This is a genomic window from Bifidobacterium scaligerum, from assembly GCF_002802865.1.
GTDB classification, from domain to species: Bacteria; Actinomycetota; Actinomycetes; order Actinomycetales; family Bifidobacteriaceae; genus Bifidobacterium; species Bifidobacterium scaligerum.
The window spans coordinates 20,662-38,687 of record NZ_PGLQ01000005.1 but is presented as its reverse complement, the minus strand read 5'-3'; the positions used below and the strand labels follow the sequence as shown (position 1 = coordinate 38,687).

Here is an 18,026-nt window from a genome sequence, read left to right as displayed (position 1 = left end):
GAGACAATAGTGGTCATGACTTACGTTTCACAAAGCTTCTGGCATGACGCCGTCAACAAGGCGACCACCGATCTGTTCACCTTCGGCTACAAGCACATCATCAAGCCCAACTTCGTGTTCAATCACCGTCCCGACGAGGCGCACGACCAGATGATCCAGTTCTGCAGTGCGGTCAAGCACATGCCTCTGCTGCTGTGGGCGGAGCGCACGATGCTCAACTACACCGACCCCGTACTGGAAACGCAAGTGATGGGCATCGACTTCACCAATCCGTTCGGCCTGTCCGCCGGCCTCGACAAGAACTGCGAGATGCCGGTGCTGCTCGACAACGCCGGTTTCGGCTTTGAAACCGTAGGCTCCACCACATCGCGTCCCTGCCCGGGCAACCCTAAGCCCTGGTTCCACCGTCTTCCCGAATACGATTCGATGATGGTGCACGTAGGGCTGGCCAACATCGGCTCGGACAAGGTGATCGAACGCGCCGAGCAGGCATGGACACAAGCCCGACAGATGCAGGTATCCGTATCGATCGCACGCACCAATGACGCGCAATGCGGCGATCTGGAGGAAGGCATCGAGGATTACTGCATCTCCATGCGCCGCGCCGCAGGACGCACGGCGATGGTGGAAGTGAACGTCTCCTGCCCGAATACGCATGTCGGTGAGCCGTTCACCGCCTCACCGGAAGCGTTGGATCGCCTGTTCACCGCGTTGGATCAGATCGATCGCCCGCAGCCTACGCTGGTCAAAATGCCACTGAACAAGCCATGGTCCGAGTATAAGGAACTGCTGGATGTGCTGGCCGAGCACAATGTGCAGGGCCTGTCCATCGCCAATCTGCAGAAGGACCGCACCGGCTTGGAGATTCCGCGCGACTGGGAAGGCGGACTGTCCGGAGGCCCCTGCTACCGCGCCAGCAACGATCTGATCCGCAAGGTCTACCGCGAATACGGCGACCGATTCGCCATCGCCGGTATCGGAGGCGTCTTCACCCCCGAACAGGCGTACGCCAAGATTCGCTCCGGCTCTAGCTTGGTGATGTTCATCAGCTCCCTGATGTACCGCGGACCGCAGCAGATCACCGTATTGAAGCGCGGCTTGGCAGAGCTGCTCAAGCGCGACGGCTTTGATCACGTGGCCGATGCCGTCGGCGTGGATGCCTGAGCGCGATTAAGCCCTGCGGCTCCACACCGCTTAACAGATGGTGTCGTCCGACCGGAGATCCCGAACGTCTCCCGTCGGACGGCACAATCTGTATCAGACGCTGTCTGTATCAGACACCATCAACTCGGCACACCGATCAGTATGCCCCGCGCACATACTGCGGCGCGTACGGCGCTTCGGACGAAGGCACCCCGAGTTTGTTGGCGGCACGCAACGGCCAGTACGGGTCACGCAACGCGGCGCGACCTATTTCAACCACATCCGCCTCACCACGGGACAGGATCTTGGCCGCCTGCTTCGACTTGGTGATCAATCCCACCGCGCTGACCGGCACATCGGCCTTGGTCTTGATCTGCTCGGCGAACGGCACCTGATAGTTCGGCTTCACCGGCACGGATACGCCGGAGACCATGCCGCCGGTGGACACGTCCACCAGATCGACGCCATGCTCCTTGAGCATCCGAGCCAGTACGATCGTCTGGTCAAGATCCCATCCGCCCGCTGCCCAATCGGTAGCGGATACGCGCACCAGCACCGGTACGGAGTCCCCGACCGTGCCGCGCACGGCATCCACCACTTCAATGAGGAAGCGGGAGCGGCCGGTCAGATCGCCGCCATACTCATCGCCACGTTCGTTGATCAGGGGATCAAGGAACTGAGAAATCAGGTATCCATGAGCCGCATGAATCTCAACAGCCTGGAATCCGGCGGCCATCGCACGGCCGGCAGCGGCGGCGAACGCGCCGACCAAACCATGAATCTCATCCACCGATAATGCACGAGGCTTGTTCAACGCACCGAACGGAATATCGGATGGTGCCACGGTCGGCCATCCGCCAGCCTCCTGCGGCACGCTCTGCCCTTCATAGCCCACGGCGAAGCAGCCAGTGGAGGCCTTGCGACCGGCATGATTGAGCTGTACGGCCGCCACCGCACCCGCTTCGCGAATGCCATCGACGATCCAACGCCACGAATCAATCTGACCGTCCTCCCACAACCCCAGATCACAGGGAGAGATACGTCCCTCCGGCGCTACGGCCGTCGCTTCGGCAATCACCATGCCGAAGCCGCCAAACGCGCGGGACACATAATGCTGATAGTGGAAAGGCGTCGGACGTCCGTCGCGAGCGTATGCCGAATACGTACACATCGGCGGCAGCCAGATGCGGTTACGCACCGTCACTGCACGCATCGTAATCGGAGTAAACAGTCCCGGACGGTCCTTTTTCGCGGATGTATCTTTTTTGTTCATGGTGCTCCCTACGGTCTCGCCGTGCCTTTCCTGAGTGTTGTTGGAATCATTGCCGGATACGTTGGATACGTCGTCGTGGCTGGCGTTCTCGTCGCTGCCGCGTTTGCTGGCTTTCCTTGATTTTGCTTTATTTTTATCCTTGGTTTTGGCCTTATCCCCACCCTTGGCCTTCTCTTTGCGATCACGTTTGCCCTTGTCTGAGGCGCCGGCCAGCGTAACCGCCTTCAGATCGGGAACGTCAAATCCTCGGAAATCGAAATTCCCGTGAGTCAAATCCTCGCCGGACGTCTCGTCATTGTCACGAGTGATTGCATTGTCGTTGTCGGCCATATGTTCCCCTTCCAACACATGTGCATAGACATGCCTTGCCGTATTCAACCACATCGGTCCGGCATGGGGCATACCATGCCCGCCGCTTCGATGCGCCCTTCATATTGTAAAACGGGCGTCACCTGAAACCAGGTAACGCCCGTCAACTACGTAACTTCAGCAATGTCTATCGATCAGTCATGCCGTCAGTTATTGCCCTCGCGGTTGGTGTTCGCGTCGGCCTGATTGTTGTTCGACTGGCTGTTGTTATTGGTGGTATTCGACTGGTTATTGTTGTTGGTATTGCTGTTGTTATTGGTCGACGTATTGGGCACGCTGAACGTACGGCCGCCAATACCCAGATACTTGCCGCTGGTGGTGTACTTCGCAACCGGCTGGCCATAGCTGTTGTCGATCGGCAACTGCTTGGCGTCAGCATAGGCGTTGAGGAACTTCGTCACCGCAGGCGAAGCGATCGTCGAACCATCCCAGTAGCTGTTGTACACGCCGTTGATGGCGATGTTGGCGATCGGGTGGGTGTACGGGTTCTGAGCGTCGCCGACCACTGCGAACGTGGCTATCTGATTGGGGATGAACGAACCTGCCGTCACCGCCAGATCACCGCTCGTACCGGTTTTACCGAACGACTTGCGTCCATTGCTGAGCTGGAAGGTGCCACCGGCACCATCCGATCTGGTCACACCTTGGTTCATGGTGTAAGCCAGCGTCTGGATGATGTCCTTGTCCACCGCCTGATGGCAGTTTGCGGAAGGCACCTTGAGCTCGTTGCCGTCCTTGTCGGTCACCTTATTGATGGCGATCGGGTTGCACTGCACACCGTTGGAGGCGTAGACCGCGAAGATGCTGGCCATGGTCAACGGCGAGACGTTCACAGAACCGATCAGCATGGACGGCGTGTATACGCTGGTCTTTTCGATGGTTTCTCCGGTGGCCGCATCGTGGTAGCCCACTTCAGTGGCCGTATCCGCGATCTTGCAGAGCTTCAGAATCGAACCCATCGTAGCCTGTGTCGTGTTATGCGAGCGAACCAGACCCAGGAACGGGCTTTCCGGGTTCACGGTGCCGGAACCCAAAGCGTTCTGCACGCTCCAGGAGTCAGCGCCGCCGGTGTAGTTGTCGCAGGCGAAGTCCGTGGTGGGATAGACCGTAGTGGTCTGCAGGTTGTCGTTGATGGAGTGCCCCGCCTCCATCCATGCGATCAAGTTGATCGGCTTCCACGATGAACCGATGGTCCAGCCGGAACCGCCGCCATCCACCAGATCCACGGCGTAGTTCTGACTGGACTTGGTGGCATCGTTAGCTGCCTCAGGGGTGGCGTCGTAGTAACGGTTCAAGCCGAAGCCCAAGACCTCGCCGGTACCAGGTTTCACCGAAGCCATGGCGATTTCCATGCCGCTGGAATCGGCCGGGTCAACCGTGGCACGGGCGGTTTCCATCATCTGCTTGTTCGTCTCCACATCAAGCGTGGTGATGATTTTCAGACCGCCTTCCTGCAGCAGCTTGTTACGCTCGGCGCGGGTGGCACCGAATTCCTCGGAATTCTGGATACGGTGCACCACGAAGTCACAGAAGAAGGCGTAGTCGCCGGCATCCTGGCAACCGACGTTCACATCCTGCACCTTCAAGGTATCTACCAGAGGCGTGTTCACGGCTTCGTCATACTGGGCCTTGGTGATGAACTCCTGATCGTACATGAGCTTGAGCACGATGTTGCGCTGCTCTTCGGCTGCTTTCTGATTCTCTTCGACCAGCGGATCGTAATGCGTCGGGTTCTTGGTGATGGCCGCGATGGTGGCGGACTGCACCACGTTAAGATCGGCGGCGGATACGCTGAAGTAGCGCTGTGCCGCGGTTTCCACACCATATAGGTTGGAACCGAACTGTGCGATGTTCAGGTATCCCTGCAGAATCTCCGCCTTGGAGTACTTCTTCTCCATCTGCACGGAGATCAGCATCTCACGAATCTTACGGGCGATGGTGTCTTCGGTGGCATGGTACTGGGCGATCGGATCGTCATCTTCAATGGCCTGCATCAGCAATACATTCTTGACATACTGCTGGGTCAGGGAGGAACCACCTTGAGTATCTCCCTTGACCAAATAAGTCTGCACGAACGCACGCATCACGCCCTGCACATCCACGCCGGCATGAGTCCAGAAGCGGCGGTCCTCGCGCGCCACCACGGCCTGCTGCATGGTTTTCGAAATCTTCTTGAGCGGCACCACGATACGGTTCTGGTTATAGAACGTAGCGATCACAGTGGAGGCATCGTTCGCATACATGGTGGATTTCTGCGGCAGACTGGTCACATCGAAGTCCACGTTCTCCACTTTCAGAGACGGGATCACCGCTTTGGCGGCCTTGTTGGCGCTGATGACGCCAGGCAGGAACAGCACGCTGGCAACCACGCCGCCGCAGACGGCGAGCATGATATAGGCCAGAAGGAGAACAAACACACGACGGACTGTGAGGGACTTCTTTTTGGGCATGCGCCCCATTCTAAATGGGGTGCCCTACCAACACCGGTTCAGAAGGACCTGTGCGGACAATCATCACAAGAACCGCACCAGCCTAAAACTCGCTGAAAGGTAACCGAAAGACGGTTTTCGATGGCCTCCGGCGGCATCGGCACCACCGATGGCATCGGCGTTATCGGCGCGAGCGCCGAATCAGCATACCAGGCTGGAAGATAACGATCGAACGACCGTCGCGTGCAATCCACCCACGGTTCGAGAAGTCCATCAACGCCTTGTTTACGGTTTCCCGGCTGGAGCCCACGAGCTGCGCCAATTCCTCCTGCGTCAGATCATGCGGCACTTTCAGCCCCTCTTCCACGGGCTCGCCGAAACGTGATCCCAAGTTGAGCAGCGTTTTGGCCAGACGAGCCGGCACGTCCATGAACACCAGATCGGAAATGCGTTCATTGTTGGCGCGTTGACGGTTGGCCATCACCTGCAACATATCGATGGCCACGCGCGGATGCTCATCCAACCAAGCGAACAGGGCATCACGCTCCAGCCATGCCACGTGGGTGCCGTTGCTCATGGCCACGGCGGACGCGGTACGCGGACCGCCATTCGGATCGAACACCGGTATTTCACCAAGTACCTCGCCCGGGGCGTGAATGGATAGCAGCTGCACACGGTTGTCCGCGGAGGTGCGGATCAGCTTGACCCGTCCGCGCTCCAGCAAATACATACGGTGGTCGGTGGCACCTTCAGAAAAAATGTATTCACCTTTGTCGAATGAAGCACGATGAAGATGCGGTAGTAGCTCCTCGGCTTCGGCCGGAGAAACCTGCTTGAACAGCGCCGTATGCAGCAGGATGTTCTCCTCGTCGGCAAACGCATTGGGCGTATCCAAGCTCATCAGCACCATCCTTGTCCCTGAAAAGGCCGTCCTCAGCCTCAGCCATCCGTCATATTGTAACGCGGCTTGTCTGCGCCCCAAACCATCCAATCAGATGATTGATAATTTCCTCACGGGCCATTCCGGTCTGACTGCGCAACGGATCGACTCGTTTAACGGCTGATTTGACGGCTTTGTCGGACATTTTCTCCCGACTGGTGTTGAGCACCGTCGCCATGGTTACGGCATCGATGTCGTACGCCATCGTCACATGGTGCAGCACCGAGCCCGGGCCTGAGCCTGAATTGAGGCCTGAGCCCGAAGATCCTGAGCCCGAAGATATGGAATGGCTGGCGCTGCCCGTGCCCACATACCCGGCACGCCGATCATCTCGCGGAGCCGGGAATCGACGTTGTGCCGCTCCCCCGATTTTGCCGTACTGTGAGGCAATGTCATTCAGTCCGGTGAACCGCACGTCCAGCGACAGGTCGCGCAACGCCTCGACCAGCCACCAATCACACAAACGATAGGATTCCTCGATGCCGACGCCCTGCACAAACTCCAGCGGCGCATACAGGGAATAAGTGATGGTATTGCCCGGTTCGATGAACATCGCGCCGCCGCCGGTGCAACGGCGCACCACGTCAAAGCCGAGACGTTCGGCTACGTCCAGATTGACTTCGTCCGGTGCGGATTGGAATCGCCCGATCACCACGGCCGGCCCGGCCCACTCCCAGATGCGCAACGTAGGTTCACGCTGCCCGCAAGCAACTTCACGCGCCCACGTTTCGTCAAGTTCCATCTGTTCGGCCGGCGAGCGCGGCACATCATGAACGACCGTAAGGTTGTGCGTAAGCTGTTCCCAACGCGACGCATAGTCGACGGTATTGCGTCTTGCCGAAACACTGTGTCTCTCTGGAGCATCGCACCGTCCTAGAGCACCGTGACTTCCCGAGGCATGGCCGGATGCGGCAACCGGATCCCGCCGGCGATCATCATTGCCCACCGCCCGAGCGTATGCGGTTTCGATGGCGGCGGCATCAGCGCCGACCAAACTCACGCTCGGATGCAGGTCCATCACCGATTGCACCGGCCGGCCGGAGACCAGAGCCGCCTCGATGCCGCGCAGCAACGCATCCGCCTGCGCGTTGGACGGCGCTTCCATAAAGAAATCACCGCTGAGCTTGCAGGATCGGACCGTTCCCTCGCCGTCAAACGCCACTTCCGCAGCCACCAGTTTGCCGCCCGGCACCTTGTATTCCCCACGACTCGTTGTCATCATTCCCTTACCATAGCAGCGACACCATTGTCGCTGGCTTCTTCCTCCCCTCTTACGCCCCCTCTTTCGTCTCTCCCCCGCGAAAATGTACCGCTATGACCGTCTCAATGAGTCATTTTCGCAAAGGGGTATGAAAGGACAGACAGACGAGACAGACGCAAAATGCCGTATTCCCAGTTGAGCTGAGCTGGGAATACGGCATTTCAACAGAGAAGCGAACGAACATGTGTCTTATTGGTGACGGTTGACGCCACCCTGCCGAATCCGTTCTCTCGCAACGATCACATACGGTTCAGGATGTCCTGACCAACCTGATCGGTGGAGCGGACGGTGGAGCCGAGCTCCTCGATGTCCGCTTCGACGGCCTGGTGAATCTTCTTGGCCGCATCGTCAAAACCGAGGTGTTCCAGCAACATGGCGGCGGAGAGGATTGCGGCGGTCGGATTGGCCTTGTTCTGACCGGCGATGTCCGGTGCGGAACCATGGATTGGCTCGAACATGGACGGATATTCGTCGGAGGCGTTGATGCAGCCGGAAGCGGAGTAACCCACGCCGCCAACCACGGCACCGGCCTCGTCGGTGATGATGTCACCGAAGAGGTTATCCGTCAGGATCACGTCAAAACGAGACGGATCGGAGACCAGGAAGATGGTCGTCGCGTCGATATGCAGGTAGTCGTGGGAGACTTCCGGGTACTCCTCGGCGACCTTGTCCACAATGCGCTGCCACATGTCACCGGCGTTGACCAGCACATTCTTCTTGTGTACCAAGGTCACATGCTTCTTGCGCTTCATGGCCAGCTTGAATGCGTAACGCACCACGCGCTCCACACCGTATGCGGTGTTGATGGAAACCTCAGTGGCCACTTCGTTCGGAGTACCGCGACGGACTGCACCGCCGGCACCGCAGTAGAGACCTTCGGTGCCTTCGCGCACCACCACGAAGTCGATGTCGCCCGGGTTGGCGAGCGGGGACGTGACGCCCTTGTACAGCTTGGAGGGGCGCAGGTTCACGTACTGGTCAAGATCGAAGCGAAGCTTCAGGAGCAGACCACGCTCCAGAATGCCGGCCTTGATGCGTGGATCGCCCACGGCACCGAGCAGAATCGCATCGTTGTGCTTGATACGTTCCTCCTCATCTTCGGGCAGAATCGCACCGTCGCGCAGATAACGCTCGGCACCCAGATCGAAATGCTCGTACTCGAAATCGGCCACGCCTTCAGCGGCCTTTTCCAAAGCCTTCTGCGCCCAGGGCGTGACTTCCTTGCCAATGCCGTCGCCGGGAATCACGGCGATTTTATATGTCTTTGTCATAGCATCAGGAGCCTAGTCGGCCCGCCACGTGCCGGGAATATTCCGCTCAGCACGTGGACATGCACATATGCCACGACAAATCGCATGACGTTCGGTCTGCCACGTCGACCAGCCAATCACGCCCGAATCAACGCGGCAAACCAACGCAACCGCTTCAGCAAACGACCACGCCTAGCGCGTGATATGCATCACCGCCATGCACCAGGCGTTCTCATAGGAGACTTCCTCCCACTGCTTGTAACGCCCGGAGATGCCGCCATGGCCGGCTTCGACCTCGATTTTCGCCACCGCGTCCACGCCGGCGGACTGCAGACGCGCCAGCCATTTCAGCGGTTCGACGTACAGCACGCGCGTATCGTTCATCGAGGTGGTGATGAAGATCTTCGGGAAATGGGCTGCCGGAGTCGTCACTTCCTCGGCATCGTTCGCATCATCGCCAGCCGCCTCGACACCGGCATCGGACCCCGACGGCGCATTCTCGTACGGCGTATACGACTTCATGTACCGATACACATCTGGATCGTGCAGCGGGTCTCCCCATTCGTCCCATTCGGTGACGGTCAACGGCAAATCCGGGTCGAGAATCGAGGTTAGGGCGTCCACGAACGGCACATCCGCCTCAATGCCCGCATAGCATTCAGGAGCCATATTGGCCACCGCGCCCATCAGCAGACCACCGGCCGATCCACCATTGGCCACAGTGCGGCGGGGGTCTGCCAGACGTGCACGCTGCAGCGCACGTGTGGCGTCCACGAAGTCCTCGAACGAATGCTTTTTGTTGAGTCGACGCCCCTGCTCATACCAAGCGCGTCCCATTTCGCCGCCGCCGCGGATATGCGGCACGGCGTACAGCACGCCACGGTCAAGCATGCTCAGTCTGGAAACCGAGAAACCGGGGTCGGAAGAGATCTCGTAGGCACCGTAGCCGGTGATGAACATCGGCGCATCCTGTGCCGGACAGTCACGATGCCATACCAGAGACACGGGGATGCGTTCGCCGTCGCGCGCGGTAATCCATACGCGACGCTCCATATAGTCGCGCGGGTCGAATCCGCCGAGCACCGTGGCCCGCTTCAGCAACGTATCCTGTCCAGTGGCGGGGTCGATTTCATGCAGCTCGCCGGGACGTGTGTAGCTGGAGAACGAATACCGCATGCGTGGGGCATCGTATGAAGGATTGCCGCCGGTGCCGATGCTGTACAGTCGCCGGGTTTCGCCGGGCAGATGATCATCACTCGCGCCGTCGGACGACGACGTGTGGTCCACGGCGGCAGCACCGCTCGCGCCGGACGCAGACGCCTCGGGCACACCGGCATCCTCGGTCCATAGCCATTCGCCATGGTCGCCGGTCTCATCGTCTCGCTCGGCGGCCACCATATCCCAATCATTGTCCAAAGGCGGCGGCAGCAGCTCACGGAACCGCCACGGACGGCCGGCCAAGAAGTCGGCGGCAGCGGCATCCTTGGGCATATACGCCACATGCGGCTGGCCGTCGGACCGGTAGCTCAACGTCACGAAATGACGATGCAAGGCGATTCCTTCGATGCCCAGACCGTGGGCACCTTCCAGAATCGCCGGATTGACGGGGTTGTAATACGCCTCGGTGATCGGCTTGTCAATCTCGCCATGCTCACAGCCGTACGGCGAACCCGCCGCCACGCATACGCCTTCTCCCAAGCGGTACGGCGGCTCATGTCGACGCATATCGATCACGTCGATTTCGAAGTTCGGATTATTGGCGTTGTGGTACACCACGGCGAGCGGAATATCGGAGCCATCTTCTCCCGCGCCTTCAAAACATGCGAAGCTCACATCGTATTCGATGCCGTCCTGACGTGGAATGAAGGCGGCGAACTCCCCTTCCGGCGTGGCCGTCGGCAACATCAGCACCTCGGTGGTGGTTTTGGAGCCTGTGCCGATCACGATGTTGCGCTCGTCGAAGCTGATACCCACACCGGCCCAGAATCGTTCGTCGGTCTCTCGGTACACGCACACATCCGATTCGACCGGAGCGCCCACCCGGTGACGCCAGATGGCGAACGGACGCCAGGAATCATCGATCTCCACCCAGAACACCCACTGGCCGTCCGGGGTGAAGCACGCCCCGCCGATGCCATTGAACTGTTCAGGCAACTCCACTGGCGAACCGTCTTCCTTACGAGCGGCAAGGTCGCGAATGCGGTAATCGTAGCGTTCGTCACCGCTGACGTCCACACCGTAGAGCATCCAACGTCCGTCACGACTCAAGTCGATGCCGCCAAGCCGGAAGAAATCATGGCCTTCCGCCTCCGCGTTCGCGTCGAACACCACCTGCTCGCCGGGCATGGAACCAGGCTCGCCTTTGGGATCCACTTCAGGCGGATCCCAATCGTCTTCGCCGCGCACCGGCATACGGCACTGCACGCCATACTGCTTGCCTTGCTGGGTGCGGGTGAAATACCAATAATCGTTGATGCGCGTGGGTACAGACATATCCGTCTCTTCCACGTGCGATTTCAGTTCTTCAAACAGTGTGCTGCGGAAACCCGCCAGATGCGCCATACGCTGTTCGCAGTAACGGTTCTGCGCCGACACATAGTCGCGTACTTCCGGCGATTCCTTGTCGCGCATCCATTCGTAGTCGTCGAAGAACACATCTCCGTGAAATTCGCGACGTTTCGGCTCGCGCTTGGCATAAGGCGGCATCGCGGCCGCCGCGTTGTTGTTCGGCTCAGTCATAACAGGCGATTATAGGCCCGCCCCGAAACGTCGCCGAATGACCTTCACTGCCCCAGATGGGCTTTCAAGTACGGCAACATGGTTTTCAGCAGATTCGACCCGGTAGTACCGGTGAACACCGGCACATCGGTTACCGGAATCGGCTGGGTGGCGGTCACGCCTGCCACCGAAGCGATGCCGGTGGATTCCTTCGGACTCAGCTGACGAATCGCTATCGCCAACACACGCCCCGGGTAGCGGCGTGCGATGGTGGCGTACGTCGTCGGATCCTTCTGCCCATCGTCGCCCACGAGAATGAATTTCATGTCCGGGAAGTCGGCCATCAATTGCTCGGCAAACTCCAGCTTGTGTTGCGGACCGGACGGTACGAATGTTTTGGGCCGGGGATCAAGGTCACGCAGCAACAGAGGCCCTTCAGGGAAGCCATGATCGGTGATGAAATGCCGAATCGAGCTTTCCACATTCCACGGCGAGGTGGATAGATAGAAGAACGGCGCATCGGGGAACAGGTCGGCGATGCGTGTGAACAGCACACTCATCCCCGGCACCGAAGCCTTCTTCTTGGGATTGAGGAACAGCAGGTTGTAGGCGGCTTTCCAGAGCACCGGTGCCTGAGTGATCATGATAGTGTCGTCCACATCGGAAATGATGCCCACCTTGGCGCTGGCCGGAATGGTGTACAAATTGGCGCTCACCGGCTTGCGGCGGTTCACCCCATACGACACCTGATGGATACCAGGCGTCAGGCGATGCTGCGCCACCAGATCGAGGTATCCGGCCGAATCGGAAATGGCGTATTCGCCACTGCGGTCCAGCGTACGGTCCACTTTGTCGTACACCTCGGAAGTGCCGATCTGCATGGTGTTCAGCGGCATGCCGTCAATGCTGGCCTGTACATGTGTACGCGGCGCAGGCACGGCCAACATCCCGCGGATGCCACGACTGAGCACGCCGGACTGCGCATGTTCGGGCGCATACACCGTGCGGCAGATCAGGCGGGAATAGTCGCCGGTGCCATATCCTACGTACGGTTCCACGCGCGGGTACCAGCCCCATTGGCGTACCACTTGTGTGGAGATACGCGACCAGACTCCGAACACGTTGGTGATCACGCGACGTGTCAATCTGGTCAGCGGCGGCTTGACTTCGATGCGCTCACGCTTGGAGGGATTATCGAATGTGGTGACGGCTTTGCGCGCCGGGATCGGCACTGTGGGCATGTCATCAAGATCGTTGCCAACGTTGGCGTCATTGCCAACCACGCTGCCGGCAGCAACGCCTTCGGCACCGGCGGCATTGGCAAGCGCCGCACGATGCGCCGCGTCATGCCAGGGCAGGTGCTTGCCAGCTGCTTCAAAATCCTCACGTGGGCTTCTCATAGTCACCAATATAAGCTATACGTGTTATGAAACAGTCGCCAATGCCCCGGGATTCCCCTGAGAAGAGCCCTCAGGGGAATCCCGGAAATCACGCATGATCAACGAATGATCTTGGCGTACTCCTCAGCGCTCAGCAGATCCGGCTCGTCATCATCAAGCTCGATCTTCACAATCCATCCCTCGCCGTACGGGTCGCCGTTGATGACGGACGGATCGTCCGCCACATCACGGTTCACATACTTGACGGTGCCGGCCACCGGGCTGATCAGCGGCTGGACGGCCTTGGAGGATTCCAACTCGACGATCTCGTCACCGGCTTCCACGCGGGAACCGGGTTCAGGCAGGTCCACGAACACGAGCTCGCCGAGCTGATCGGCGGCGTATTCGGTGATGCCCACGATGGCGGGATCGACGGAACGATCCACCCACGCATGCTCTTCGGAGTATTCGAGGTGGTCGGGGATGTCGAGGTTCAGCGGCTGTTCATTGTCGTTTTCGTTCATACGCACCAGACTAACACCGTCGAAGCTCCGCCGGGCTTGCGACTAGAGCTCGCGGCCGAGCCACTCCTCGATCATGTAACGGGCGATGGTGGCGCGACCGGGTGCCACCATACGGCCGGAGATCAGTTCGGCGGTGTATTCGTCGCGCGTCACCCAGCGGGCGATCATCGTCTCCTCACCATCCACCTGTATATCGGTGGTGACCGCATGCGCCTTGAACGCCATCATCAGCGAAGCCGGGAATGGCCACGGCTGGGAGCCGAGATACCGCACCTCCCCCAGCTGAATACCGGTCTCCTCCATGGCTTCGCGTCGGCAGGCGTGTTCAAGGTTCTCCCCAGCCTCCACGAATCCAGCGGACACCGAGTACAGTTTCGGGTCTTTCCAAGCGGTATTGTGCTGCAACAGCAGACGGTCACGGCCGTCCACGATGGCAGTGATGACCGCAGGCTCCACGCGCGGGAACAGCACACGGTTGCCGTCCGCCTCATTCGTGCAGCGCTGCGCCCAGCCACCCAGCGCGGGGCGTACCGGCGAACCGCACGTGGGGCAGAACCGCTGGCGAGAATGCCAGATGCTCAGCGTGATGGCGCTAGTGGCCTGACCGGCTTCGCGAGCGCTGGCGTGCGGCGCGAATCCGCGAAGATCGACCCAGTCGAAACGGGTGACGGCCTGTTGCAGCAACGTCGGTTTTGCGGGCGGCACTTCCCCGGGCAGACTCACGGTTTCGTCGAACGCGTCATCGGCGCCCTGCCCGGCGGAATCCGGCACACTCAGGGCCACGGGATGCGAACCGTGCGTATGGTTGCCTGGCATACGGCCGCAGCTGCCGGGGTCACCGGACTGTCCGGCGACCCCGGCTTTGCCCATCGCCCCATCGACTGTGCCGGAATCCTCGACTCCCAGCACATCGGCACCTCTCGTTCCTGCAGCAGCGATATCTGCTGTGACGCCGGCTTCCGGCACACGGGTGATATCCACCGCGACCACGGACGTGCCACGTGCTCCCGCATACGCGCCTAGGAACATCGCCACCGCTTCGGGGTAATGCCTCAGCTCGGCGCTCACATATGCTCCCGGTAGCGTGGCCAACCGCATTTTGACGTTTTCGTAATCCACCAGATCGCCTTGGCCGCGCGGCACCGCGATGCGTCCACCACGCGTCAGCACCACTTTGGTGTTCGGGTCCGCGAGCAGGTTCTCGATGAGATTCGGCTCGCCGCGACGATCGACCTGATAATCGATGTCGCCTTGAGCCAACGGCAGAAACGGCAGCGCTCGGGTCAGCGCCAGCGGTGAAAAATGAATATCGGCTGCCATATCAGACACTCCTTGATTTCGTCAGCGATTTCGTCAGCGTCGTCAGCGTTCCTGCACACGCCGCACCAGAGCAAGCAGCGCACGCGCCACCGTGTCCGGATGTTCGACGGCGCTGAAATGCCCACAATCCGGGATTGCCACGAACTCGGCGCCAGCGATACGCTCCGCCAGCGGCTTCATGACACTTGGATTACTGGTGGGATCGTTTTCGCCGGAGACCACCACGGTCGGCACGTCAATCGTGCCCGGCACATCACCCAACTCCGGCCTGCCGTAGGTCATACGCTGCCGCCAGGCCAAGCCAGCGGGATTCTGCTCGCTGATCCACCGGCTCATCGTTTCGATGAATGCCGGCGAGCGCTTCACCGTGGAGTCTCCTTCGGCCGGCTGCGCGAAATGCATCACCGGTTCCACGGAATGGGTTTGTTCGGCGGCGTTCGCCATGGTGAGTCGCGCTTCGCCGCCCACGCCGTCCGATGCGGCCATCGTATCGCACAGGGCCAGTCCGCCCACAGCCTCGGGGAACAGGCGCTGGATATCCATCGCCACATAGCCTCCCATCGAAAGACCAACCCAAATGGCCTTGCTGTACCCGGCGGCTTTCACCAAGTCCACATAGGCTTTGGCCAGACGGTCCAACGCCTCGCTGTATGCGCCATTCGCCATGCGAGGGCCGCTGTCGGCGTCGCTCGGGACCGGCGAAGCGCCCGAACCGGCCATGTCCGGCGCCCAGATCGGGAAGGGCGGCACGTCGTCCAGATCAGCGAAGTCGGCGAGCGCTTTCGCGCAGACATCCCACATGCGATGGTCCACCGGATAGGCGTTCATCAGCACCACCGGCATCCCCTCACCGTCACGATAGATATGATTGGCCAATTCGATTGCCATGCTCCATCTCCTTGAAGATTGAAGACGATTGTTTGCATACGTCTTTTGCCATGTCTGGTATGAGACCGGCGCGAACTCGATGCGAGCTCAACTCAATACACGACTCAATGCACGACGCGTCAGCTCACAATCGGATATCCACTTCAGATACCCGCCCAAGCCAGTGCCTGACGCACAATACGATCGTGCCCGTTGCTCATCTGGTTGATGAACGTCTCCATCATGTCGCTTCGAGGCGCCACCCATTCCACATCCAACGTCTCATCCTGCGGCTTGCAGTCGCCGCCGATGGCCACCACATAGCACAGTGCAATGGCATGCTGACGTGGATCGTAATACTCGCTCAATCCCGGCGTGGGGAAGAATTCGGCCACGGTGAACGGATGAAGCGATGCCGGCAGCAGCGGCAATGCGATGTCTCCCAGATCCTTGGCGATGTTGCGAGCGATGGCCTCACGCAACGTTTCATGGAACAGCACTCGCCCGGTAATCAAAGTGCGTTCTATGGATCCGTCGTCCGATACTCGCAGCAATGATCCCACTTGGGCGATGCGCCCCAGCTCATCGGTGCGCACCGGCACGATCTCCACGTAAGCGATTGGCATTTGGTGACGCGCCCGGTTGATATCCGCAGGTCCAAGCCATCCCGGCGGATTACCGTGCCCGGCTCCACCGCCGTGGATGAAGTCCTCGGGCGTGATGTTGTCGAATTCCCCGCGCTTGCGGTCAGCGTCGAAATCGCCCTCGTCGGGCACTTCATCATTCATGACTGGCATGTGTCCCATTATCGCGCGTGAATGCGTTTCCTGTGTCACCTTCCAGCGAAATCTGGGCAAATGTTGTGCTTCCGGATACGATCCGTCCCGCACAATGCGGATTTCGGCTGAGGGCATGACGATTCGCGCAAATTGTTGGGTGGTGCTGGAAAGCTGGTGTGCATCCGATAGAGAGATTGTTTACTGGAGATTGCTACTGCAAGGAGGGAACCATGGCCACCACTGCCATCACGTCTGCGGATTTCGAGAAGACCGTCACCGATCACGATATCGTGTTCGTGGATTTCTGGGCCACTTGGTGCGGTCCGTGCCGCGCGTTCGGCCCGATTTTCGAAGCCGCTTCCGATAAGCCGGAGAACGCGGACATCGCATTCACGAAGGTGGATATCGACGCGAACCAGGATCTGGCTCAGGCCGCCGGCATTCAGGCCGTGCCGACGCTGATGATCGTCAAGCAGGGTCAGGTGGTCTTCCAGCAGGCCGGAGCGTTGCAGGCGGCCGATCTGGATGATCTGATTGCGCAGGCCAAGGCGCTCGATCTGAACGCTGCGAACGGAACGGCCGCCTGATCATTCGGCGCTTTCGCTGATATCCGCGATTTCCGCCGGCATCTTCGACGCGTCATCTGCTCGCTCTTTGCCGTCTATTTCACGGTCTATCATGGTGAGTGATGTGTGTAAGGAATTCGTGTACACAATGTTGTGATTGTGCGTGTACACGAATTCATGTGCGATCGATCAAGGAGCGCAATGACTAAACACGGCAAGCGTACCCCTCTCCTCAAGTCTCTGCTGACCAGTCAGCAGACGGCGAAGGTGGCGGCATTGGTGGCCGCCGCAGGGTTGATTACTGCTGCCGGCGTGGTGTCCCGCAATTTCTACCAGTCGGATTCCACGGCCCCCATCAATACCGTCACCGCTTTTTCCGCCACTGATTCGGCCGCCTCGCGTTCCGCCGCTCGCGGTGCGATCAACAGTGCAGATAAGAACACCACGTTCGTCACGGTGAAGATCAACGGTGATTCGCGCGTGGTGCTCGGCGAAAAGCCGGATATGACCACCGTCAAGGACGTGCTGGAAACCGGCAACATCACACTGGATCCGAGTGATTCGGTTTCCCCCTCGCTGGATTCCAAGGTTACCGAAGCTACAGTGATCACCATTGATCGCGCCAACGCCGATGTGGAAACCACGGAAACGGAAATCGCCTTCAACGAGGTCCGCAAGGAAACCAGCGATTTGCCGAAGGGTCAGGAGAAGGTGGAGACTGAAGGACAGAACGGCATTCTGGAAACCACTGCTCTGGTGACCAAAGCCGGCGATAAGGTCGTGTCCTCCAATGTGTTCGCATCGTGGGTCAAGCAGGCTCCGGTCGACAAGGTGATTTTGGTGGGTACGGCTACGGCGTCTTCCTCGTCGTCGTCCGCTTCGCTTGGCACTACGACGCCAGCTGGCGAAATCCAATCGTGGGCGCATCAGTACCTGCTGTCCAACGGATACAGCGAAGAAGATTTCACGGCTGCGAACTACATCATCAGCCATGAATCCGGCTGGAGTCCCACGGCAACCAACCCCACGTCCGGCGCTTACGGCTTGGCGCAGGCCTACCCGGGCAGCAAGATGGTCTCGGCTGGCGCTGATTGGCAGACCAACTATAAGACTCAGTTCAAGTGGTTCGTGGACTACTGCAACCAGCGTTACGGCGGCATTGTGCAGGCGTACAACCATTGGGTGACGTATAAGAATTACTGATTTTC

Annotated in this window: 14 protein-coding genes; 3 read left to right on the top strand and 11 right to left on the bottom strand. The window is 59.6% G+C overall.

The genetic code is table 11. From position 1 onward, the window contains the following. The first annotated feature begins 15 nt into the window (after positions 1 to 15). Complete coding sequence (locus CUU80_RS08015; RefSeq protein WP_100496794.1) at positions 16 to 1,164, top strand: quinone-dependent dihydroorotate dehydrogenase; 1,149 nt, start codon at positions 16 to 18, stop codon at positions 1,162 to 1,164. 136 nt (positions 1,165 to 1,300) lie between these two features. On the opposite strand, the gene CUU80_RS08010 is transcribed toward CUU80_RS08015, so the two are convergent. From CUU80_RS08010 to CUU80_RS07960, 11 genes are all read right to left on the bottom strand, one after another. After that, positions 1,301 to 2,746: an NADH:flavin oxidoreductase/NADH oxidase gene (locus CUU80_RS08010; protein ID WP_207760107.1), complete on the bottom strand. Its 1,446-nt coding sequence runs from the start codon at positions 2,744 to 2,746 to the stop codon at positions 1,301 to 1,303. Between the two features lie 185 nt (positions 2,747 to 2,931). After that, positions 2,932 to 5,244, bottom strand: coding sequence for a transglycosylase domain-containing protein (locus CUU80_RS08005; protein ID WP_100496793.1), 2,313 nt, complete (start codon positions 5,242 to 5,244; stop codon positions 2,932 to 2,934). A 151-nt stretch (positions 5,245 to 5,395) separates the two neighbouring features. After that, positions 5,396 to 6,115 carry a Crp/Fnr family transcriptional regulator gene (locus CUU80_RS08000; protein WP_100496792.1) on the bottom strand — a complete coding sequence of 240 codons (720 nt, stop codon included), beginning with the start codon at positions 6,113 to 6,115 and terminating at the stop codon, positions 5,396 to 5,398. 49 nt (positions 6,116 to 6,164) lie between these two features. Further along, positions 6,165 to 7,373 (bottom strand): lipoate--protein ligase family protein, encoded by a 1,209-nt coding sequence (locus CUU80_RS07995; protein ID WP_100496837.1) that lies wholly within the window; start codon positions 7,371 to 7,373, stop codon positions 6,165 to 6,167. Positions 7,374 to 7,654: 281 nt separating this feature from the next. Beyond that, positions 7,655 to 8,686 carry a 3-isopropylmalate dehydrogenase gene (locus tag CUU80_RS07990; RefSeq protein ID WP_100496791.1) on the bottom strand — a complete coding sequence of 344 codons (1,032 nt, stop codon included), beginning with the start codon at positions 8,684 to 8,686 and terminating at the stop codon, positions 7,655 to 7,657. A 171-nt stretch (positions 8,687 to 8,857) separates the two neighbouring features. Continuing rightward, entirely contained in the window at positions 8,858 to 11,404 is a 2,547-nt protein-coding gene (locus CUU80_RS07985; RefSeq protein WP_100496790.1) for a S9 family peptidase, read from the bottom strand. Between the two features lie 44 nt (positions 11,405 to 11,448). Next, complete coding sequence (locus CUU80_RS07980) at positions 11,449 to 12,783, bottom strand: App1 family protein phosphatidate phosphatase (protein WP_165775895.1); 1,335 nt, start codon at positions 12,781 to 12,783, stop codon at positions 11,449 to 11,451. Between the two features lie 98 nt (positions 12,784 to 12,881). Then, entirely contained in the window at positions 12,882 to 13,286 is a 405-nt protein-coding gene (gcvH, locus tag CUU80_RS07975) for a glycine cleavage system protein GcvH (protein ID WP_165775898.1), read from the bottom strand. Between the two features lie 42 nt (positions 13,287 to 13,328). Then, the gene (nudC, locus tag CUU80_RS07970; protein ID WP_100496787.1) at positions 13,329 to 14,606 is read right to left on the bottom strand and encodes an NAD(+) diphosphatase; all 1,278 of its coding nucleotides are present in this window, start codon (positions 14,604 to 14,606) and stop codon (positions 13,329 to 13,331) included. A 42-nt stretch (positions 14,607 to 14,648) separates the two neighbouring features. Beyond that, positions 14,649 to 15,494, bottom strand: coding sequence for an alpha/beta fold hydrolase (locus tag CUU80_RS07965; RefSeq protein WP_100496786.1), 846 nt, complete (start codon positions 15,492 to 15,494; stop codon positions 14,649 to 14,651). A 143-nt stretch (positions 15,495 to 15,637) separates the two neighbouring features. Continuing rightward, a complete protein-coding gene (locus CUU80_RS07960) occupies positions 15,638 to 16,270 on the bottom strand; it encodes an NUDIX hydrolase family protein (RefSeq protein ID WP_100496785.1) in 633 nt (210 codons plus the stop codon). Positions 16,271 to 16,482: 212 nt separating this feature from the next. Here CUU80_RS07960 and trxA point away from each other — a divergent pair, with 212 nt between their 5' ends. After that, positions 16,483 to 16,839 (top strand): thioredoxin, encoded by a 357-nt coding sequence (gene trxA, locus CUU80_RS07955; RefSeq protein WP_100496784.1) that lies wholly within the window; start codon positions 16,483 to 16,485, stop codon positions 16,837 to 16,839. 180 nt (positions 16,840 to 17,019) lie between these two features. After that, positions 17,020 to 18,021: a resuscitation-promoting factor gene (locus CUU80_RS07950; protein WP_100496783.1), complete on the top strand. Its 1,002-nt coding sequence runs from the start codon at positions 17,020 to 17,022 to the stop codon at positions 18,019 to 18,021. The last annotated feature ends 5 nt before the right edge of the window (positions 18,022 to 18,026 follow it).